Origin of the sequence: Vibrio sp. D420a, from assembly GCF_030248625.1 — a bacterium.
Lineage (GTDB): Bacteria > Pseudomonadota > Gammaproteobacteria > Enterobacterales > Vibrionaceae > Vibrio > Vibrio fortis_A.
On sequence record NZ_JAHGAN010000023.1, the window covers coordinates 293,623 to 315,085 of the forward strand.

The 21,463-nt window shown below is 45.7% G+C and carries 21 protein-coding genes; 10 read left to right on the forward strand and 11 right to left on the reverse strand.

Annotated features, from left to right (window positions below):
- Positions 1 to 3 precede the first annotated feature (3 nt).
- On the forward strand, positions 4 to 1,458 hold the full coding sequence (gene cls / locus KI743_RS16285) for a cardiolipin synthase (RefSeq protein ID WP_032552141.1): 1,455 nt from the start codon (positions 4 to 6) through the stop codon (positions 1,456 to 1,458).
- Between the two features lie 147 nt (positions 1,459 to 1,605).
- Positions 1,606 to 2,790: a cystathionine beta-lyase gene (locus tag KI743_RS16290; RefSeq protein WP_285467298.1), complete on the forward strand. Its 1,185-nt coding sequence runs from the start codon at positions 1,606 to 1,608 to the stop codon at positions 2,788 to 2,790.
- An 82-nt stretch (positions 2,791 to 2,872) separates the two neighbouring features.
- Here KI743_RS16290 and KI743_RS16295 read toward each other — a convergent pair whose 3' ends face one another.
- From KI743_RS16295 to pspA, 9 genes are all read right to left on the reverse strand, one after another.
- Entirely contained in the window at positions 2,873 to 3,343 is a 471-nt protein-coding gene (locus tag KI743_RS16295; protein ID WP_285467299.1) for a hypothetical protein, read from the reverse strand.
- Positions 3,334 to 4,218 carry a winged helix-turn-helix domain-containing protein gene (locus KI743_RS16300; protein ID WP_285467300.1) on the reverse strand — a complete coding sequence of 295 codons (885 nt, stop codon included), beginning with the start codon at positions 4,216 to 4,218 and terminating at the stop codon, positions 3,334 to 3,336. The genes KI743_RS16295 and KI743_RS16300 overlap by 10 nt, the downstream gene beginning before the upstream one ends.
- Before the next feature lie 101 nt (positions 4,219 to 4,319).
- The gene (locus tag KI743_RS16305; RefSeq protein WP_150894159.1) at positions 4,320 to 4,886 is read right to left on the reverse strand and encodes a DNA-3-methyladenine glycosylase I; all 567 of its coding nucleotides are present in this window, start codon (positions 4,884 to 4,886) and stop codon (positions 4,320 to 4,322) included.
- Positions 4,887 to 4,973: 87 nt separating this feature from the next.
- Positions 4,974 to 8,069, reverse strand: coding sequence for an efflux RND transporter permease subunit (locus tag KI743_RS16310; RefSeq protein ID WP_285467301.1), 3,096 nt, complete (start codon positions 8,067 to 8,069; stop codon positions 4,974 to 4,976).
- Positions 8,062 to 9,147, reverse strand: coding sequence for an efflux RND transporter periplasmic adaptor subunit (locus KI743_RS16315; protein WP_152468985.1), 1,086 nt, complete (start codon positions 9,145 to 9,147; stop codon positions 8,062 to 8,064). The genes KI743_RS16310 and KI743_RS16315 overlap by 8 nt, the downstream gene beginning before the upstream one ends.
- Before the next feature lies 1 nt (position 9,148).
- Positions 9,149 to 10,183, reverse strand: a complete 1,035-nt coding sequence (locus KI743_RS16320; RefSeq protein ID WP_285467302.1) for an efflux RND transporter periplasmic adaptor subunit — start codon at positions 10,181 to 10,183, stop codon at positions 9,149 to 9,151.
- 158 nt (positions 10,184 to 10,341) lie between these two features.
- On the reverse strand, positions 10,342 to 10,728 hold the full coding sequence (pspC, locus tag KI743_RS16325; RefSeq protein WP_285467303.1) for an envelope stress response membrane protein PspC: 387 nt from the start codon (positions 10,726 to 10,728) through the stop codon (positions 10,342 to 10,344).
- On the reverse strand, positions 10,721 to 10,954 hold the full coding sequence (gene pspB, locus KI743_RS16330; protein WP_285467304.1) for an envelope stress response membrane protein PspB: 234 nt from the start codon (positions 10,952 to 10,954) through the stop codon (positions 10,721 to 10,723). Before pspB ends, pspC begins: the two co-directional genes overlap by 8 nt.
- A gap of 14 nt (positions 10,955 to 10,968) precedes the next feature.
- Positions 10,969 to 11,640 (reverse strand): phage shock protein PspA, encoded by a 672-nt coding sequence (gene pspA, locus KI743_RS16335; protein WP_032552131.1) that lies wholly within the window; start codon positions 11,638 to 11,640, stop codon positions 10,969 to 10,971.
- A 241-nt stretch (positions 11,641 to 11,881) separates the two neighbouring features.
- On the opposite strand from pspA, the gene pspF reads away from it, so the two are divergent.
- The 7 genes from pspF to KI743_RS16370 all read left to right on the forward strand — a co-directional run bounded on the left by pspF (position 11,882) and on the right by KI743_RS16370 (position 19,058).
- Positions 11,882 to 12,895, forward strand: a complete 1,014-nt coding sequence (pspF, locus tag KI743_RS16340; protein WP_032552130.1) for a phage shock protein operon transcriptional activator — start codon at positions 11,882 to 11,884, stop codon at positions 12,893 to 12,895.
- A 102-nt stretch (positions 12,896 to 12,997) separates the two neighbouring features.
- Positions 12,998 to 14,623: an ABC transporter substrate-binding protein SapA gene (gene sapA, locus KI743_RS16345; protein WP_285467305.1), complete on the forward strand. Its 1,626-nt coding sequence runs from the start codon at positions 12,998 to 13,000 to the stop codon at positions 14,621 to 14,623.
- Positions 14,623 to 15,585, forward strand: a complete 963-nt coding sequence (locus KI743_RS16350; RefSeq protein WP_150894146.1) for an ABC transporter permease subunit — start codon at positions 14,623 to 14,625, stop codon at positions 15,583 to 15,585. Before sapA ends, KI743_RS16350 begins: the two co-directional genes overlap by 1 nt.
- Positions 15,572 to 16,459, forward strand: a complete 888-nt coding sequence (gene sapC / locus KI743_RS16355) for a putrescine export ABC transporter permease SapC (RefSeq protein WP_032552127.1) — start codon at positions 15,572 to 15,574, stop codon at positions 16,457 to 16,459. Before KI743_RS16350 ends, sapC begins: the two co-directional genes overlap by 14 nt.
- On the forward strand, positions 16,459 to 17,460 hold the full coding sequence (locus KI743_RS16360; RefSeq protein WP_032552126.1) for an oligopeptide/dipeptide ABC transporter ATP-binding protein: 1,002 nt from the start codon (positions 16,459 to 16,461) through the stop codon (positions 17,458 to 17,460). Before sapC ends, KI743_RS16360 begins: the two co-directional genes overlap by 1 nt.
- Complete coding sequence (locus tag KI743_RS16365; protein ID WP_032552125.1) at positions 17,457 to 18,239, forward strand: ATP-binding cassette domain-containing protein; 783 nt, start codon at positions 17,457 to 17,459, stop codon at positions 18,237 to 18,239. The genes KI743_RS16360 and KI743_RS16365 overlap by 4 nt, the downstream gene beginning before the upstream one ends.
- 39 nt (positions 18,240 to 18,278) lie before the next feature.
- Positions 18,279 to 19,058, forward strand: a complete 780-nt coding sequence (locus KI743_RS16370) for a DUF2927 domain-containing protein (protein ID WP_285467306.1) — start codon at positions 18,279 to 18,281, stop codon at positions 19,056 to 19,058.
- A gap of 6 nt (positions 19,059 to 19,064) precedes the next feature.
- On the opposite strand, the gene KI743_RS16375 is transcribed toward KI743_RS16370, so the two are convergent.
- Both KI743_RS16375 and KI743_RS16380 read right to left on the reverse strand, forming a co-directional pair.
- Positions 19,065 to 19,454, reverse strand: a complete 390-nt coding sequence (locus KI743_RS16375) for a DUF2750 domain-containing protein (protein ID WP_285467307.1) — start codon at positions 19,452 to 19,454, stop codon at positions 19,065 to 19,067.
- A 162-nt stretch (positions 19,455 to 19,616) separates the two neighbouring features.
- Positions 19,617 to 20,522, reverse strand: coding sequence for a manganese-dependent inorganic pyrophosphatase (locus KI743_RS16380; RefSeq protein WP_150894142.1), 906 nt, complete (start codon positions 20,520 to 20,522; stop codon positions 19,617 to 19,619).
- A gap of 216 nt (positions 20,523 to 20,738) precedes the next feature.
- On the opposite strand from KI743_RS16380, the gene KI743_RS16385 reads away from it, so the two are divergent.
- The gene (locus KI743_RS16385; RefSeq protein ID WP_285467308.1) at positions 20,739 to 21,269 is read left to right on the forward strand and encodes a putative manganese transporter; all 531 of its coding nucleotides are present in this window, start codon (positions 20,739 to 20,741) and stop codon (positions 21,267 to 21,269) included.
- Positions 21,270 to 21,463: the final 194 nt, after the last annotated feature.

Below are 21,463 nucleotides of genomic sequence, written 5' to 3' on the forward strand. Positions count from 1 at the left end.
GATGTGGAAAAGCTCTATCATTTCTTAACTTTGGCCGCCGTTGTGCTCTACTGGGTGCTGGTTGCGGGTGTAACGCTTCGAGTGGTGCTGAAAAGGCGCTCGGTGAGCGTATCTTTGTCATGGCTACTCGTTATCTATATCGTCCCAATTGTGGGCGTTGCCTGCTATTTCCTTTTCGGCGAGTTGAATCTGGGAAGAAAAAGAGCAGAACGTGCCCAGCGTATGTTTACCCCTTTCGGTGATTGGTTCCGTCAATTGGACCACTGCCAAGTGCACCTGCCTGGCAAAGTGGGTTCGCCAATCCATAAAATCGATGAACTGTGTAACAACCGTATGGGTATTCCTGCATTAAGTGGCAATACGCTCTCTTTGCAATCGTCTCCCAATGAGATCTTGCATTCGATCATTGAAGACATCGAAAACGCTCAAACCAGTATCAAAATGGTCTTCTATATCTGGCATCCGGGCGGCCTAACCGATTCCGTCGCTTCAGCGTTAATCCGTGCGGCAAAGCGCGGCGTCGATGTGAAGGTTCTACTCGATTCCGCAGGTTCTCCGCGATTCTTCAAAAGCCACTGGCTTTCTATGATGCGTGATGCTGGCGTGCAAGTCGTGCAAGCGCTTGAGGTAAGCCCTTGGCGTATGTTCCTAAGACGCCTAGACCTTAGACAGCATCGTAAAATCATCGTGATTGATGAAACTGTGGCCTACACCGGTTCAATGAACATGGTCGATCCTGCCCATTTCAAACAAGGTGCAGGTGTTGGACAGTGGATTGACGTCATGGTACGAGTTACAGGTCCAACAGTGAACGTATTGTCTGCTATCCACGGTTGGGATTGGGAGGTAGAGACAGGTGAACGCATTTTGCCTGCCTTACCTGAATGCAAAGTTGATGAATCTGAAGTCAGACATCCGGTTCAAGTGGTGCCGTCTGGTCCCGGTATGCCAGAGTATCTCATTCTACAGGTGCTGAGCATTGCCATTAACCAAGCAAATCGCTCAGTGCGTATAACAACGCCTTACTTTGTACCGAGTGCAGATTTACTAGAAACCCTCAAAATGACGGCGCAACGAGGAGTCAATGTCGAGCTCGTGATCCCACACAGCAACGACTCACTCATGGTTAAATGGGCATCTCGCGCTTTTTATACCGAGTTGCTTGAAGCGGGTGTGAAGATCTACGAGTTCTACGGTGGCTTGCTGCATACCAAGTCCGTAGTAATTGATGAGGAGTTCTGCTTAATCGGTACGGTGAACATCGATATGCGCAGTTTCTGGCTTAACTTCGAAGTAACGCTTGCCGTCGATGATGTGAGCTTTACGCGTCAACTTGCCGACCTTCAAGAGTCATACATCGAGACGTCTCATCCAGTCAGCCTCGATAAATGGCAAGAACGAAGCCTTCAATCGCGCTTCTTTGAGCGTCTATTTTACCTCTTCAATCCATTACTCTAGGTTTTGATTCCTCTCGATAATTTCTTTTGTAGACCCTTTTTCACTAAAGGGTCTAGTTAATTCCTAAAAACTCTTTAACTTCCCTTGCTTTCGTACCCAATGGCATGTTTTAAATAAAGGATAATAGATTGATAAGGAATTCAGAGTATGTCCGAAAGCAAAACAACAAAACTGATCACAGCGGGCCGCGATAAAAAGTGGACCAACGGTGTGGTTAACCCACCCGTTCAACGTGCATCAACTGTTGTATTTGATACGGTTGCAGAAAAACACAAAGCAACCGTAAACCGTGCCAACAAAACTCTATTCTATGGCCGTAGAGGCACTAATACCCACTTTGCTTTCCAAGACGCGATGGTCGAGCTTGAAGGCGGCGCTGGCTGTGCGCTTTATCCTTGTGGTACTGCGGCAATTTCTAATGCCATCCTCTCATTCGTAGAAACGGGCGATCACATTCTAATGGTCGATACTTGTTACGAGCCAACGCGTGACTTTTGTGACACCATCATGAAAAAGATGGGTGTAGAGACCACTTACTACGAGCCAACCATCGGTGAGGGTATTAAAGATCTTATTCAGCCAAATACTAAGATACTATTTACCGAGTCTCCGGGTTCCATCACCATGGAAGTTCAAGATATTCCAACTCTGGCTCGTATTGCTCATCAACACGATATCATCGTTATGCTCGACAACACTTGGGCTGCGGGTGTTAACTTCTCGCCATTTGAGTATGGTGTCGACATCTCAATTCAAGCTGCAACCAAATACATTGTCGGCCACTCAGATGTGATGCTAGGCACTGCTGTTGCCAATGAAAAACATTGGGACCAACTGCGTGAGCAAAGCTACCTAATGGGGCAATGTGTATCTCCGGATGATGCTTACCTAGGTTTACGTGGTATCCGAACATTGGATGTGCGCCTGCGTCAGCACGCCGAGAACAGCTTAAAAGTCGCTCAGTGGCTACAAAGTCGCCCAGAGGTGGACCATGTACGTCACCCTGCACTAGAAAGTTGCCCAGGCCATGAGTTCTTCAAGCGTGATTTCACCGGTGGTAATGGACTGTTTTCGTTTGTACTTAAAACTAGCTACCCACGCGCTACAACTGCGTTGTTAGATGGCATGGAACACTTCAGTATGGGTTACTCATGGGGTGGTTTTGAAAGCTTGATTCTAGCGAACGAGCCAAAGAGCTTTGATAGCCTGCGTACCGTTGCGAACCCGAAATTTGAAGGAACACTGGTTCGTCTGCACATTGGCCTTGAAGACGTCGATGACTTGATTGCAGATCTTGAAGCTGGCTTTGAGCGCTACAACGCGCTTCTTTAGATTACTGATACAAACATTAACTAAAAGGCAGCCACCAGGCTGCCTTTTTCGTTTTCTATCTAATTACTTTTCAATCACTTGATTAATTCACTTGGTAGCAAATCGAATTGAAGATCTCTGAGCGGTTATCATTAAACAGATAAAGGTAATCATCCACCACTTGATAGTTGTAATCGATAGTGATGCCTTGATACTCACTGTATTCGGCGTTGATTACTGGGTCAGGGTGCTTCGTCGCAGTGCGAACATCAGCAATGGTCATTGATAAGCGGTCGCCCTGTTGCTTGTAATATCCGTTATACAGATTCTCTACCACATGGCTTGAATCATCTTTTCCCGTTATGGTGACGAACTCTTTGATACTGAATGTCTCATCCGACTGGAACGTGAAGATCATCCGTTCATAGAGTGACTGATAAGGCTCAAAGGCTCTAGAAAGAAAATCGGTTTTCATGGTTTTACAGTGCCAGCGACTACCAGAAAGCGACTCTTTCTCCAACGTAAAGCTCATACCCGCGGCAAATATCAATACTGCTAAAAATATTATCCGCATAGGTAATCTCTCGTTGCTACATACTTTTTGAACGAATCAAACGATGTTTTAAGATCGAATACCGATACGATGTAATTGAATGATTGTCCGTTTCCTTTCTGTACGAACATACTCAAAGCATCATTTTCTGGCTCGTCAACCGAAGGGTAGATTCGGACAAAAACACTCAGTTGGCAGTGCTTAGGTAACATTGTTGTGAGAGCGAGCTCAAGTTCATCAATCGAGTAACGTTCCTTTCTCACGACATGAAGGTAATGGTGGTTGCTGTTATCAACATAACTGGACGAATACTCTGCTTGGTCGGCAAAGTAAGGCAGTGAAGAATCAAATACTCGATATACGTTAAACGCGATAACAACGGCACAAAGCGCGACAATGAAATAGAAGCCGACGTTGAAGGCTCGTCCACCTTCAATCAATGAAGGCTTGGCGTTAGAACTCAATTTGTCTTGCTTCGCTTTGAGCACTTGTTGAGCGTCTTCATCAGAAGACATCTCTGTCTCCTGCTCAGAATTGCTTTCAACAACCATCTCAGATGCGTGTTGAGTTTCGATAGCAGTCAGTGAAGAGACTTCGAGTGAATAACCTGTTTTACTCACCGTTCGAATAGAGGCACAGTCACATGTCACTTTTGCGAGTGTTTTTCGCAGCTTTGATACTACGTTGGTCAGCGCTTGCTCAGAAACAATGACATCTCCCCAGCACTCTTTGAAGATCACACTGCGCTCAACGCAATCACCTACGTTTTGCAATAAGAAAACAAAGACTTTGCCTTCAAGCGGAGAGAGCGTTTCGATGTCACCATCATTGAAGTGAAACTGCCTACGTAGTGGATCATAGGTTGCCTCACATATTTGATAATTCTGTCTTTTCACATTCTTTTATAAATCTATGTTACTGGCCGCATATAATATTGAAAAGTATAGAAAAGACTAGTCTAATTTCCACTAACGACTAAATTACCATCGCTTTATCGCTACTTTTTTGGGCAATCAACCAGGTGGTCGTTCACCATGCCGACCGCTTGCATAAATGCGTAGCAGATCGTCTCTCCGACAAACTTAAATCCACGCTTTTTAAGGAATTTACTCATGGCTTTTGATTGTTCAGTTGACGCAGGAACCTGAGACATTTCTTGCCAGTTGTTCATGACGACTTGGTGGTCAACGAACTGCCAAAGCGCATTAGAGATTGAACCAAATTCTTTCTGTAACTCTATTGCGGCACGCGCATTATTAAATACTGAAGCAATTTTGCCTTTGTGTTTGACCACATCATACGTTTCAATGATCTCAGCGACATGTGATTCATCCATTGCAGCTAAAGCCTCTAAGTCATACTCTTTAAATGCCGCTCGATAGCCTTCTCGCTTCTTCAAAATTGTGATCCAACTTAAGCCAGCTTGCGCACCTTCAAGCGTAATAAACTCAAACAGAACCTGATCATCATGAACCGGGATACCCCATTCCTTATCGTGATACTCCCTTTCCAACTCGTGCTTCAATGCCCATGCACAGGTTTGTTCGACTTGTTGTGTCGTCATTTGTGATTCTCCCTAACGGTCAATACAGCGACCAAAAAATAGTGCCCCTTGATGGGGCACTATAGTCTTTAAATAATAATGAAAATGTTAGACAACTTTGATTTTGTGGAACATGCGGTACAACACCGGAACCACAATCAAGGTTAATACTGTCGCAAAGCCTAGACCGAACATGATGGTTACCGCCATCGGCTTAAAGAAGATGTCCGGTAGAAGCGGAATCATACCCAGAATGGTCGTAATCGCCGCCATACAAACAGGTCTAACACGACTCAATGCAGCGTCCACTACCGCGATGTATGGCTCCTTACCCGACTTCATCTCAATATCGATTTGGTCGAGCAGTACAATACCGTTCTTGAGCAGCATTCCCGACAGACTCAAGAAGCCAAGCAATGCCATAAAGCCAAACGGAGTGTTGAGCGCGAGCAAGCCTGTGGTTACACCAATCAATGCCAATGGCACAGTCAACCAAACAATCAGCGGCTCTTTCACTGAGTTAAACAAGAACACAGTGATCAAGAACATAAACAGGTAACCGAGAGGCATCGTAGTAAACAGCGACGCTTGTGCATCGGCTGAAGACTCATATTCACCACCCCACTCGAGTGAATAACCCGATGGAAGCTCAATCGCTTCAATCTGTGGTTGTAGACGCTTTTGAAGCGTTGCAGCGGTCTCTTCACCCAGTAAGTCAGGGTCAGCAAACACCGTCAGCATACGCTTACGGTTCTTACGAATGATGAGTGGGTCTTCCCATTGCATCTTGTAACCTAGGGTCACTTGTTGCAGTGGAATGAATTCACTCAATGCTGGACTCCAGATCTTCATCCCTTCGATGTTTCGGATGTCGATACGCTCATCTTCTGGCAGGCGTGCCACGATAGGCATCAGTGTCGTACCATCACGATATACACCGATCGCTTTACCAGAAAACGACATTGCCAAGAAATCATCCACATCAGACTTAGTGATGCCGTAACGACGAGCCTGACTTTCGTTAAATTGAGGTTCAAGAACCTTAGTACGGTTACGCCAATCATGACGAACGTTAAATGCACCCGGATCAGCATGCATAATATCAATCACTTGAGCAGCAATTGAACGCAGCACTGTTGGATCAGAACCTACGATACGCGCTTCAATTTTCGCACCGCCACCTGGACCCAATTCAATCTGCTTTAACTTGTAGTCAATTTCAGGGAAGCTAGCATCAACATAGTCTCTAAAGCGCTTCATAAGTGGAGCAAGGACTTCATAACTCTTTACACGTGTTGTGATTTCACCATAAGCACTGTAGCTCTTCTCTGGGGCATACGTCAGCATGAAACGTTGTAAACCCTTACCTGCGGTCGTCGTAATATGCTCAACTTCCTCTTGCTCAGATAACCAGTTTTCCAGCACTTTCAGCTTGGTATTTGTCGCACGGATGTCTGTCCCTTCTGGCATCCACACATCCACTTGGAACATTGGTGTAGTAGATGATGGGAAGAAGGCTTGTTTCACGAAACCGAAGCCGTAAACACTCGCACCTAGACCAATCACCAAAACGAGCATGGTTAGCCACGCGCGCTTCATACAGAATTCAAGGAACTTTTTGTAGATAACAAAAACCATCCCGTTGTATGGGTCTTTACCTTCGTTATCCGGATCCACCTTCTGACCTTTGAAGAACAAGTCAGCAAAGAACGGCGTGATTGAGATTGCAGTGAACCAACTCAACATCAACGAGATAAGCAGCACCGTAAACAAGGTACCACAATATTCGCCCGTCGAATCTTCTGAAAGCCCAATAGGCGCAAAGGCTGTTACCGCAATCACAGTCGCACCTAACAGAGGCCACTTGGTTTGAGTAACAATGTCGGTGGCGGCCTGCATACGCGTTCGGCCTTTTTGCGTGCCTATGAGTATGCCCTCGACCACCACAATGGCATTATCCACCAGCATCCCCAGCGCAATAACCAGAGCCCCCAGTGAGATACGTTGCAAATCGATCTTGAAGTACTGCATGAAGATGAAGGTACCCAGTACCGTCAACAACAAAATCAATCCAATCAGCAGACCCGAGCGCAGCCCCATGAAGAACAGCAGGACGACGATAACGATAGCAACGGCTTGTCCTAAACTGACCACAAAGCCACTAACCGACTTGTCTACCTCTTTCGGTTGGTTGTATACCTCAGAGATGTCGATACCTACAGGTTGCTGGTATTTCAGCTCGGCTAAGCGTCGGTCAAACGCCTCTCCAACAGCCACGACGTTCACCCCTTGAGCAAACGAAATCCCGAGGTTAAGTGCTAACTTACCGTTGTAACCGATGATATTGGTCGGTACTTCAATGTAACCACGCTTAACGTCTGCCACATCTTTCAAGTAGATGAGGCCTTGTGCGCCACCTTCGGTAAGAATCAAGTCTCCGAGCTGCTCAACATTCTGGAATTCCCCCGTCGGGTGTATACGAATATATTCGTTACCGATACGCACCGCACCAGCGTCTGAGACCACGTTTTGTGTCGAAAGGAGATTAAAGACTGTGTTTGGAGAAAGACCTAAAGAGCTGATTTTCTTCATCGAGATTTCAATGAAAACTTGCTCTTGCTGCGCCCCCGAGACCGAGACTTTACTCACTCCATCCACCAGTTCTAATTCACGGCGGAGGTAGTCAATATAATCCAGTAGCTCTTTGTAAGAATAACCCTCACCAGTGACGGCAAGAAGAATCCCGTACACATCACCAAAGTCATCGATCACCTGCGGGTCATTCACCCCCGGAGGTAGCTGTCCTTTGAGATCGTTCACTTTACGACGTAATTCATCCCAGATCTGTGGAAGGTCATCAGGGCCGTAGTTGTTCTTCATGGTCACAGTGACCTGAGACAGTCCTCGACTTGAAATAGAATTGACTTCATCAACATAAGTAAGTTGTTGGATCGCTTTCTCAAGCGGGTATGTCACCTCTTCCTCAACTTGTTGAGGTGTCGCTCCCGGATAGGAAGTGACAACCATTGCGTCTTTAATGGTGAACGCTGGGTCTTCTAGCCGACCTAGTCCAAAGAACGCTGAGACACCACCAATCAAGAAGATAAGTGATAGCATCCAACTGATCACCTTATTACGAATGAAATATGCCGCAACTCCTGTTACTTCATCATCGCTTTGAGGCTTGTTATTCACTTCACTCATTATTCGTCTCCTGAGACAATACTTCCACTGTCATCCCATCTCTTAACTTCGACACACCTGCTGTCACAATGGTTTGGCCAATTTCTAACCCTTTGATTACTTGCAGGGTTGTTTGGTTGGCTTTGCCTAAAACGATCTGTTGTTTGGTCACGGTCTTATCATCATTCACAACCCAGACATAAGAGTCTTTATTATCTAAAGGATCGCCGTCAGCATTGAATACCGACTCAATTGGGATCAGCACCCCTGCTTTGAGCTCTAAGCCAATATCGCGACCGTATGAAGTCACCTCAACCGCCATACCATCGAGGATCAGGTCATCCTTTGGCATTGGTAGCGCAAGAGTCACAGTAAACGTACCAGTACTCGGATCCGGCTCTGTGGTGAACTCCTTAATTCGAGATTCATATTCATTGCCGCTAGGGACACGAACCAAAGCTCGAATATCCGAGACCAGTGTCTCAGTAGGTTGATTCACATAAATACGATCTGGTAGCTGAATCACCACCTCAACGTCTTCAACACTGTGAATATTGACGATCTGTTGGCCAACCTGAATGTTCTCGAACTGGTCGACGCTTACGCGAGAAATGATGCCATCTACAGGGGCACGCAATTTAGTAAATGAAAGACGCAGTTTCGCCAACTCCAACTCGGCATAAGCGATTTGACGCTGCGCTGCAATTTCATCAAATTGGGACTTGGCCAATAGGCCTTTTTTAACCAATGGACTTGAACGTTTGTACTGGCTGTTTACCACCGTATATCGAGCCTGAGCGTTATCGACTTCTAATTGATAGTCAGTTGGATCGAGTTCGGCAATCACGTCACCTTCTTTGACACGCTCACCCTCTTTTACCGTCAGTCGGTTAATTTCGCCTGCAACTCGAAAGCTAAGGTGCGCTTTCTCTGCCGCATTGGCGACTGCTGGGAAGTAGAGCTTGTCATGAAAATCAAGAACCTGTACTTCCATAGCTCGAACCAAAGGCACATTGACTTCAGACGTCACCTCTGGTCGTTCACAACCAGCAAGTAACGCTAGACAGGAGAGCCCAATAGCTCTTTTAATATTCTTCATATTAGAGCCCTCTCTCTTTAATCCACTCGCGGACTTTTTCACCTGACTTCAACTCATTAACGCCAGATGTCACGATGCGGTCACCATCATTCAACCCAGAAACGATATGACGCTTTTCATCCGTCACTATCGCGACTTTCTCAACAATGCCGTCGCTGTTCACGCGCCATACATAGGTATCGTCGTTTTCTGTAATCATTGCTGCGGTTGGAATCTTGGTTGCAGCACCGCGATTTGAAGAGAGGAATACGTTACCAGACATGCCCGGTAAGATACCGATGTCCGTTGGACGCTCCATTACCATAGTCACTTTATAAGAACCGGTTTTAGGGTCCGCTTCGGTATCGACCTCTTGGAACGTCAGCGGATAGGAATAATCCGGGAAGGCATCAAACACCATGTTCGCTTCTGTTTCAAAACCTGCTGAGTAGCGCGTGATTAACTGATCCGGAAGCAAGAACACAACCTTCATAATCTGATTGGTTTGAATGTTCATAATCCCTTCTTTGGCAGCCACATATTCATGATTTTCGGCAGGAATAATCGAGATGGTACCGTCGTAAGGAGCGACAAGGTTAGTGTATCGAAGGTTAGCTTTAGCTTGGTCTAATACCGCTCTTGCCGAGTTATGGTTTGCTTTGGCTTGATCGTAATCTTGCTCTGAAACTACGCGGTCTTTGCGCAGCTTTTTAGCTCGTTCGAACTGAACATCCGCCAACAGATAGTTAGCTCGTGCCTGCTTTTCTAGTAGTTGATACTCGTCGGGGTTGAGAATGGCGAGTGTGTCGCCTTTTGTGACCACTTGCCCTGCAGTGACCTCAATACTTTGAAGGAGCCCCGGTACACGGAATGCGAGGACTGCTTTATCACCGGCTTCTGTTGTGGCTGGAAAGTCGCGTTTAAAAGTGTTGTTGCCGACAGAAACAGTGAAGAGTTTGGCAGGTCGAGATTCAGGTTCGGGGACAGGAGGCAGCTCCTTACCACACCCAGACAGCCCTGCTAGTGCTGTCATAAGGACAAGGGAGGCTTTATACATTTGAGATCATCCATATCTATAAATATTTTATTAACATAGATTAATCACATCTAACTTACCAGTTAATGTCCTGAATTATTTTGAGAAAATATCCAAAAAAAATAACGGCTTGGACGATAATCATCCAAGCCGTTATAGGAAGTTAACAAGTTAACGTGCTACATATTTTTAAACTCACGATTCACTTTGAAAGTATCCGATGTGACATAAGCTTCAATGTTGCGTACATCGCGCTCTATCTTCTCGAAATCACTCTCTAAAGTGTTGAGCAGGAATTCTGGTGTTTGACCTTGCTCCCATGGCTTTTGCTTTAAAGTGTGTTCCTGTTTTGACCTAAGTTCATCGACATAGCGTCTTGGCTGTTTTTCAATCATGAACGTCATAGCCAAATAAGCAAGAATCACTAAGAAGCTGCCGCCCAGTAGCGCCGCAGAGATAACCATAATGCGTACTAACCATACTTCTAAACCAAAGAAATTCGCTAGGCCGGCACAAACACCTGATAACTTGCCATTAATAGGGTCGCGATACAGTTCTCTACTCATAGTTTCGTCTCCAATTAGGGGACTCCGCATCTAAGATCTTTTCTAAGGTTTTAACACGATCTTGCATCGACTCCGCTTGTTGCGAAAGGTGGTGCAACCTTTGAAGATCCGTCTCAGACAAACCGTTGCTCGACTTCTTTTTACTGCGGTAGTGCAAAAATAACCATAGCGGAGCAACAAAAATCAGAAAGACAATAAGTGGAACAGCTATTAGAAATGATGACATAGATAACTCCTAGGTTATTTATCGCGATTTTCAACTTGCTGTTTCAGTTTCGCCAACTCTTTCTCGATTTCATCTTGAGCTTGCAGTTCAGCAAATTCTTGGTCAAGGGATTTAGCGTTACCTGTTTTAGCATACAGATCCGCTTCCGCCTCAAGTTCATCTACTTTACGTGACATTTGCTGGAATTTCGCCATCGCTTCATCTGTTTTACTTGAATGAAGATGTTTTTGAACATCACGACGGTTGCTTGCTGCGTTGTTACGAATCGCTAGCGCTTGTTGCTTTGCACGCGTCTCAGCGATCTTCGTTTCAAGCTTACCGATTTCGCTGGTTAGCTTTTCTATTGTCTCTTCAACTAGAGTTTGTTCAGTGTGAAGACTCTTGATAATGTCTTCTAGCTTTTGCTTCTCAATCAGAGCAGCTCTCGCTAGATCTTCACGTTGCTTAGTCAGTGCAAGTGTCGCTTTTTGTTGCCAATCTGCAATTTGGTCTTCGATAGACTCAACCTTACGAGCCAGTTCTTTTTTGTCAGCGATAGCTTTCGCTGAATTGGTGCGAACTTCTACCAATGTGTCTTCCATCTCTTGGATGATAAGACGAATCATTTTTTCAGGATCTTCAGCCTTATCGAGTAATGCGCTGATGTTTGAATTTACGATGTCTGCAAAGCGAGAAAAAATACCCATAAGGAACTCCTTAAATAATCAACTTAGCCAATGGTTAAACCATGGATACTGTGCGAATGGTGTTATCACTCGCGGATAAACTTATTCTTAGTAATCCAAATTGCATGCCAATTTTATACTCATTAAAAATCAACAACTTAATATTAGGTGGTGATTATAACAACAGATGCTATGATGAAATTAACCAAGTGTTGGTATTTTTCACCACCAGCGTCACACAATCGTACTGATAAGGCCACCTATGCAGCAAAATTTAATTGGCGAATCCCCAAGTTTTCTCTCTGTTCTAGATAAAGTCTCTCAATTGGCTCCAATTGAAAGGCCAGTCCTCATCATTGGTGAACGCGGTACCGGTAAAGAGTTGATTGCGCAGCGTCTTCATTACCTCTCAAAGCGCTGGGACCAACCCCTAATTTCATTGAACTGCTCCACACTCAGCGAAGGCTTGATCGATTCCGAACTCTTCGGTCACGAGTCAGGCTCCTTTACAGGCTCAAAGGGTCGTCATCAGGGTCGATTTGAGCGTGCAGAAGGCGGCACTTTGTTTCTCGATGAACTAGCAACCACTCCTCTTGCTGTTCAAGAAAAGCTACTTCGCGTAATCGAATATGGACAGTACGAGCGCGTTGGTGGCCAAAAAGCCCTTAGTGCCAATGTAAGGCTGGTTTGTGCGACCAACGCCGATCTGCCCGATATGGCGAGTAAAGGTGAGTTTAGGGCGGATCTACTCGACCGCTTAGCGTTTGACGTGATTACACTGCCGCCCCTGCGTGAACGAAAAGAAGACATCATACTGCTTGCCGAATATTACGCGATTAAGATGTGCCGCGAACTTGAACTAGAGCTGTTTGTCGGCTTCTCACCTGAAGCAAAACAGTCATTGATCGATTACCCGTGGCCGGGCAACGTTCGTGAACTGAAAAACGTGATTGAACGAGCTATCTACCAACATGGCCGTAATCCAGAGCCGATTGAATCTCTTGTATTTAATCCGTTCGAGCCAGCATGGAGTGAAGCTCAGGCTGAAACTGACAATCCTGCACCAAGCGACCATACTTCTAATGAGCGCAGCTTTTCGCTTCCTCTCGATTACAAGGCGTGGCAAGAGGAGCAAGACATTGCACTCCTCAATCAGGCCCTGAAAACAAGCAAATACAATCAAAAACAGGCCGCTGAACTGCTTGGGCTTACCTACAACCAATTAAGAGGCATGGTGAGGAAATATTCGATAGTTGGTCAAAACAGCGATAAATAGCTGCTAGCACAGGATTATTATTTGGAGCGCAATAAATAAAATGTTAAATTATCCGGATCTTGAGGCCCCTCTTCCGCCTCGTTTCGAAAAGTATTTCTTTTTATGAAAGCACTATTAAGACTGTCACTAGGTATCTTCACGCTAGGCTTTTTAGCTGGCTGTGGAGAGAGCGTCGATCACGACCAGATCCGAGAAAAAGGCTTTATTTATTGCGGCCAAGGAAACCCGAGTACCTTTAATCCACAATTGGTGGACAGCGGTATTACTGCGGAGTCGCTAAGCCCTCAGATTTTCGATACTCTGCTGCAGCTCGACCCTGAGACATATCGCCCACAGCCTAACATCGCATCCGAATGGACGGTGAACAAAGCGGGTACCGAATATACCTTCAAATTGCGCCCAAATGTGCAGTTCCAAACGACCGATTGGTTCAAGCCAACACGTGCTCTAAACGCACAAGATATTGTTTTTAGCTTCGAGCGTATCACCAACAGCACTCACCCATTTCACTATGTGGGTGGCGGTCTTTACCCTTGGTTTGCGGGTATCGATTTCCCGAATCTAATTGACAGCATTGAAGCGATTGATGACCTAACGGTTAAGTTTACGCTCACTCGTCCAGACAACTCATTTTTGACCAACATTGCCACCAGTTATGCAGTGATCCACTCAAAAGAGTACGCCAATCAGCTGATTCAGTTAGATGAGAAAAACCGCTTAGACTCACACCCAGTCGGTACAGGCCCATTCTACCTCGATGATTTTCAAATCAACGACTTAGTTCGATTGAAAAAACACAAGAATTACTGGAAGAGCAAGGTGAAAATGGACCAAGTTGTGTTTGATACATCACAACGTGGTACTGGCACACTCGCAAAACTACTGCGTAACGAATGTGACGTGCTGAATTCGCCTATCTCGAGCCAGATTCCAATCATTCAGGCTCAAGAAGAGCTTGAGATTACCGCGACACCTGCCGTAAACGTGTCGTTCATTGCTCTAAATACAGAGCATCCCGCACTGCGTGACGCGCGTGTACGTAAGGCGCTAAACCTTGCGATCAACCGCCAAAATATATTGGATTCGGTGTATTACGGGACAGGCAGCAAGGCTTATACCCTGTTACCACCAACCTCTTGGGCCTATCAAAAAGACCAAGTTCAGGTTCGCTACGACCGAAACTATGCTGTTGCACTTCTTAAAGATGCCGGCGTTGAGCCCGGGTTAGAACTCTCTATGTGGGTACCACTTGAACCGAGGGCCTACAACCCAAGTCCGCGTAAGACGGCGGAGCTTATCCAAGCTAACCTTGCTGATATCGGTATTAGCTTAAAGCTCTACACGGACGACCGATTCGATCGTACTCAACTCTCTTCCATCGCGTCGACGGATCTATTGCTTACAGGCTGGATTGGCCACACTGGAGACCCAGACAACTTCTTGCGCCCACTGCTCTCTTGTCAGTCAGAACGCGCAGGATTGAACGTATCGATGTGGTGTAATTCAGATTTCGATTTTCTTCTTGATCTCGCGCTAGAGATCAATCAGCAGAGGCACCGAGTGAACTTGTATCACCAAGCCCAGAATATTCTTAACGAAGAGTTCCCAGTGATCCCTCTGGCTCATGGTGTGCAATTCCGTGTACACGACCGCTCATTAACAGGCTTTAAGCAAAGTCCATTTAATGCGCAGCCTTTCGACCAAGTGACGAGAGAGGTACAGCCGTAATGTTTTGGTATACGTTAAGACGCGTTAATTTATTTGTCATCACGCTCGCGATACTGACTATTGTTGGTTTCTCATTGCTACGATTAGACCAAACGTCACCGTGGGCTATTCAAGAGTTTTGGCCGGGCTGGTTGAGCTACATTGGCGAATTATCAACACTAAACTTCGGTATCAGTAAACATGGTGCGCCTATCTATGATGAATTGGCCGTTGTCTTCCCAGCGACGCTAGAGTTGTGTTTCTTCGCCTTCCTACTTGCGCTCCTTATCGGGATCCCGCTGGGTACTATTGCAGGTATGCGCCAAGGCAAGTTCATAGATACCACAATCTCGTTTACATCGATGTCAGGGTACTCTGCCCCTATATTCTGGGTCGCCCTGCTGATGATCATGGTCTTCTCTCTGCATTTTGAGATGTTCCCTGTTGGCGGTCGCTACGATTTACTGTACGAGATTGAACATGTCACTGGCTTTGCAATCATTGATGCATTTTTTGCTGAAGGCCGCTACAAAGCACATGCTTTACAGAGTGTGATTGAGCATATGGCCCTGCCTTGTTTGGTACTGGCTTTAGCGCCAACTACACAAGTTATCCGTCTTATGCGAGCATCAGTTGCTGAAGTGATGACGCAGAACTACATCCGTGCGGCACGTATTAAAGGTCTTTCAACTCACGAGATCGTCACTCAACACGTGCTACGTAATGCGATTCCACCTATCGTTCCTAAGGTCGGTGTACAGCTTTCAAGTATGTTGACGCTTGCCATCATTACCGAATCTATTTTTAACTGGCCAGGTATCGGTCGCTGGCTGCTTGATGCGCTATCGAACCAAGATTATGTATCAATCCAAGCTGGTGTGATCGTGGTGGCAACGCTCGTTCTGACAGCTAATATCCTATCGGATCTGATCGGCGCGATGATCAATCCTCTAGTAAGGAAAGAGTGGTATGCTAACAAGTAACGTTTACCAAGAAGAGCGCATCCCGACTCAATTTGAGCGTTTTTGGCGCAGTTTCCGCAATAACAACCTAGCGATGTTTGGTCTGTGGTGCTTAGTATTAATCATCTTCGTCACTATCACCGCACCTTGGCTAGCGCCTCATGATGCTCAAGAGCAAACGGGCCACTTGTTGACGCCACCATCGTGGGATCCAGCTGGTACAGTTGAATACTTTCTAGGAACCGACGATTTAGGTCGAGATATCCTTTCGCGCCTGATTATTGGCTCTCAGCTCACCTTTGGTGCAGCGGTGGTGATTACCTTCATTGCGGCTGTCATTGGTTGTTTGATTGGAGTATTAGCAGGTATGACTCGTGGTCTGCTATCAAGTACCCTAAACCACCTGCTCGATACGGTCATGTCTATCCCATCATTGCTGCTAGCAATTATCTTTGTTGCTTTCCTAGGCTTTGGGGAATTCAACATCTTGCTGGCGATCTGTCTTGCCTTGATTCCGCGCTTTATTCGTTCTGTCTATATCGCGGTTCACGCGGAGGTAGAGAAAGATTACATCATGGCATCACGTTTGGATGGTGCGAACGATTTTTACCTACTTTGGAACTCTATCGTTCCTAATATTCTTACGGTTATTGCCCTAGAGGTAACTCTAGCGCTATCTGTTGCGATTCTCGACATTACCGCACTAGGCTTCTTAGGCTTGGGCGCTCAAGCACCAAGTACGGAGTGGGGATCCATTCTGGGTGACTCTGTAGAGCTAATCTACTTAGCGCCTTGGACAGTGACCCTACCTGGTCTGGCAATCATGTTTACCGTTATCGTCATCAACTTAGTCGGTGAAGGCGTACGCCAAGCACTTAACGCAGGAATCGAATAATGCCGTTACTTGATATTCGACATCTGACCATTGAAATCGAAACACCCCAAGGCTTAGTTAAAGCAGTAGACCGCATGAGTATTACCCTTAATGAAGGGGAAATTCGCGGCTTAGTGGGTGAATCAGGTTCAGGAAAAAGCTTGGTAGCCAAAGCGATCGTTGGTGTATGTAAGGAAAACTGGAAGGTTTCTGCAGACCGAATGCGTCTCGGGAACATCGATCTACTTCAACTGACACCTAAAGAGCGCCGTAGAGTCATCGCCCGCGATATCGCGATGATCTTTCAAGAGCCTTCGACTTGTCTCGATCCATCAGAAAAAGTGGGACACCAACTGATCGAAGCCATTCCATCTCATGCCTTTGAAGGTAAATGGTGGCAACGCTTTAAATGGCGAAAGAAACAGGCGATTGCCCTACTTCATAAAGTCGGTATTAAAGACCACTCACGCCTGATGGACAGTTACTCGTATGAGCTGACCGATGGTGAGTGTCAAAAAGTGATGATTGCGATGGCGATTGCTGCCAAGCCAAAAGTATTGATTGCCGACGAGCCAACCAATGACTTGGACCCAATCACTCAGTCGCAGATTCTGCGTCTGCTGAGCCGCATGAATCAGCTGCATAACACCACCATTATTTTGATTGGGCATGACTTAACAACCATTACCCAATGGGCAACACGAATTACGGTTATGTATTGCGGTCAGTCAGTTGAATCTGCAGACACACCGAAACTCTTGGATGCACCTAAGCACCCTTATACCGTGGCGCTACTTAAAGCTATGCCAGACTTTAATGATTGGATACCACATAAAGAGAAATTGCAGTCGCTACCGGGCTCCATTCCTCCTCTTCAGCATTTGCCAATTGGTTGTCGTTTGGGTCCGAGATGTCCATACGCACAAAGGCAATGTGTGGAAATACCCCACACTAGTCGCGTAAAGAATCATAAGTTTAACTGTCACTTCCCACTGAACATGGAGAAGAAAAAGAAATCATGAGTGCACTATTAGAAGTCAGTGATCTTTCCAAAGACTTTACGACACGCTCTGGGCTTTTTCGTAAGAAGATTCATCAGGCAGTGAAACCGGTGAGCTTCACTCTAGAAGCGGGACAAACCATTGGATTTATTGGACAAAATGGCTCTGGTAAGTCAACGCTTGCTCGCATGTTAGCAGGCATGGTTGAACCTACGTCTGGTGAGATTCGAGTTAATGGTGAAAGGCTTGAACACAAAGACTACTCGACGCGTTGTAAGCTAATTCGCATGATCTTCCAAGATCCAAATACGTCGTTAAACCCTCGTATTCAGATCGGTCGCATTCTTGAAGGGCCACTTAAACGAAACACCAACATGCCGCCTGAAGCGCGTATGAAGCGAGTGAAAGACACGCTACTTCGAGTTGGCTTGCTCCCTGAACACGCCTACTTCTACCCTCAAATGCTAGCAGCTGGACAAAAGCAGAGGGTTTGTCTGGCTCGTGCCTTGATACTTCAGCCATCCATCATTGTAGCCGACGAAGCGCTCAATGGTTTGGACATGGCGATGCGCTCTCAGATCATCAACCTGTTCTTGGAGCTTCAGGAAGAGATGGGCGTATCGTTTGTGTACGTTTCACAACACATTGGCATCGTTAAGCACATCACCGATAAAATCATCGTAATGCATGAGGGGGATGTCGTAGAAGCGGGAGAAACCCACGAGGTGCTCTCTAACCCTTCTCACCAAATCACTCAGCGTTTGGTTGAGAGTCACTTCTTTAAAGCACCAAACTATTAGTCACTGAAGCTGCGTTAATGTCAGAAGATGAGGGAATAAATGAAACTGTATCTGTTCTACATTTATTCCCTTTTTATTGCTCTATTTTCAAACCCCACGCAAGCTACCGGGCTTACCTGGCTTGACCCTAGCTTCGTGGAACGCGCTTTCTACAGCGTTGCTCTGGAGCATGAATATACAAGTGGCAATCACCCGTTGGCGAAATGGAACCAACCAATAAGAATTTGGTTAGATCACCGCGTCGGCGATGCTGATCTCCATCAAGAACTTGCCGAATTACACGTTCAGCACTTGGCTCAAATCACCGGCCTATCTATCGAGTTTGTTAGTAAACAATCACAAGCCAACGTGCATTGGATTTACACACGTGAATCAAAGTGGATTAAAGAAGCCAAGTCAGCACTTAACCTAAGGTCAACTCAACATTTAAACACGGCAATATGCACCGCAGGTTATAAGACCAATGCCACTGGTCATATTGTCTCTGCGGCTATCGTAATACCTGTAGACTTGGCAAGGAGTCGAGGCAAGTTATTAGCATGCGTCGTAGAAGAAATCACACAAGCGTTAGGGCTGCCCAATGATTCGGAGCATGCCTACCCTTCTATCTTTAATGATCACACACCAGAGGAGCTTCTAGCGCCTTTAGACGTGGTTTTGTTAAAGCTACTCTATGAGCCAGAGTTAAAAGCAGGGATGACGCTCTCAGAAGTGAAGCCTGTTGTAAAACGGTTAGTAAAGAAATATCAAAGAGAAGGGATACTGAAAGGTGCAACAAAGGAAGCCAGGCAGGCTCCCTTATATAAACTGTTTCGTTAACAAGAGTTAGCGCTTAGCCGCTTGCTTCTTGAGTTCGAAATCGAACTCGTCAGGGAAAAGTACTACGCCCTCTTCCTGCTCATTTGGGAACACTACAACAGCGAGTTCATCGTCTTCTAGACCCACGGTCCAACGACTGTGCCACTTATTCAATGAGATCGCTTCAGCTTTACATTCTGCCCACTCGCCTGTTGCCCAAGACTCTGCGAACTCTTTGTTTGGCCAAACTGGTACACAATCTTCATCTTCAGTATTTAGCATCACACAACCGTGCTCGTCGGTTAGGATCCATACTTCACGATTAGCCACGATCTCTTTTACACAGTATTTAAAGCGTTGCTCACCTGTGTATTTGTTAACTTCTGCGATTTTTTGCTCGTCTAGCGGTGTAGTCATTGTCTTTTCCTACTTTTGTCAGTGCGTTCGCTCTCATACAGTGTATGCCGAGCTTTTTGAACTGCAAATACTTCTATTCAAAGAAATAGTCTAACAAGGTGCAATTTAATGCCAAAGAAAAACGCCTGCTAAAAGCAGGCGTTTAATTCGTTAGCAGCTTAATTAAGCAAGCTCACCTTGAAGCCAAGGCCAGCCTTGCTTCTTACGGCTTAGTGTATTTTCCATCATCAATACACCATCTTGCTCGTGCTTAACTAGCTTCTCAGCCCACTCACCTTTGTAAAGAAGACGAGTTTGAGCTGTTGTGATATCAGTTAACATTACTGCAGCGAACGCTAGACCGTCTTTCTCGCAACGAGTTTCTAGGTCAGCTTCAAGTGCTTCAATCATGCCATCAACTTGCTCAAGAGTTGCTAGCTCAACTTGGCCAACTACTACGTCGCGACCGTTGAACGGGTAACCTTTAAGGTCTTTTTCTACTAGCTCAGCAGCAGATAGGCCTTCGATGTTTGTTTTCGCGATTAGTAGTGCTTTGATGAACGCGTCTACGTCAGTTACACCAGCGATCTCTGCCAGTTCAGCAACTGCGTCTTTGTCTTTTTGAGTACAAGTCGGAGATGCAAAACCTACCGTGTCTGACAGGATAGCAGACATCATTAGCTTAGCGATTTGTGGAGTGATTTCGTGACCTTCAATCTTGAACATGTTGAATAGTACAGTGTTTGTACAACCAACAGGCCAGATCCACGCTTCCATTGGGTTTACTGTCATCACATCACCAAGACGGTGGTGGTCAACGATACCTAGGATTTCTGCGTCAGCAACGTCATCAGGTGCTTGAGCTAGATCTGAGTAGTCTACTAGCCAAATTTTTTCGCCAGCAACAGAAGTACGAAGCTCTGGCATATCTGCGCCAGCAACTTCTAGAATGTGTTGAGTTTCGCGGTTGATCTCGCCTTGGCGAATTGGTGTCGCTTCTTCGCCACGAGCTTTAAGAAGCTCAGTTGCAACTAGCGCGCTACAAATACTGTCACTATCAGGGTTTTTGTGACCAACAACTAAAATCATGTTTCTTCCTATTACACTAAAATTACAGCTCTACCTATAGAGCATCTCTTTATTTCGCTTACTTTACCCTATTTTTTGACAATGATCATCGCTTCGTTGCTGCCTGTTAGACTATTTGCCTATGGTAAGTTGCTATAAAAACCACAAAATACAATTGATAATCATTCTTATTCGTATATAGTTATACCTAAGCCTTTATATACTGGGTATATCGCTATGAATCGAAGAATCCAATTCGCATCAGAACATCACAATTCAGAATCAATACCGTCATCCCTATTTCGTAAGCGAATATTTCTTACTGTCGCGCTTGCCACTCTGATTGTGACTGTATCGCTAGTGGATCTTACGGTCACGACTTATACAGACTTCGCTTTTGCTTCTGCACTCTACACGTTATTGAGCTTAGTGGGCTACCAATGGCTAACGCTTAACGCCGATAATGAACACTTACTCACACATCAATGTCGCTCCAATCAAATCGTCTGTGTTTCTGTAATGGCCGCAATCCCTGGCTTCGGGGGTATGGTATCGGTTATGTCTCAGTTTGTTTCTGGGAGGCTAGGCATTGGCGCACTTATCGCAGCCCTAATCAGCACACTTGGCAACGCGGCTTTTTTGTTCATTGCCAGCGACGTAAGCACCGGCATCGCCGTGATCGCATTGAGTGTTATTGTGGGCAGCGCTTTGGGAAAAATTATTAATCTGTCCCATGTTGATGACTTACTGCGCCCAACAAAGCTTTAAAATCAATTAATCTCTCTTATCAATCATCCATTTCCGAGTTTCCGTTCGTTCCGAGGTCACCTGTCAGGATTACTGGTGGCCTTGGAGCGTTCTCCATAGAGCCTGCTTTTTCTCATAGGATGCCCACACAGGCTCGTAGACGATTTCAAATAATGTAAGCTCAACTGACTTCAAAATGTAAAAAAGCCCCTGTA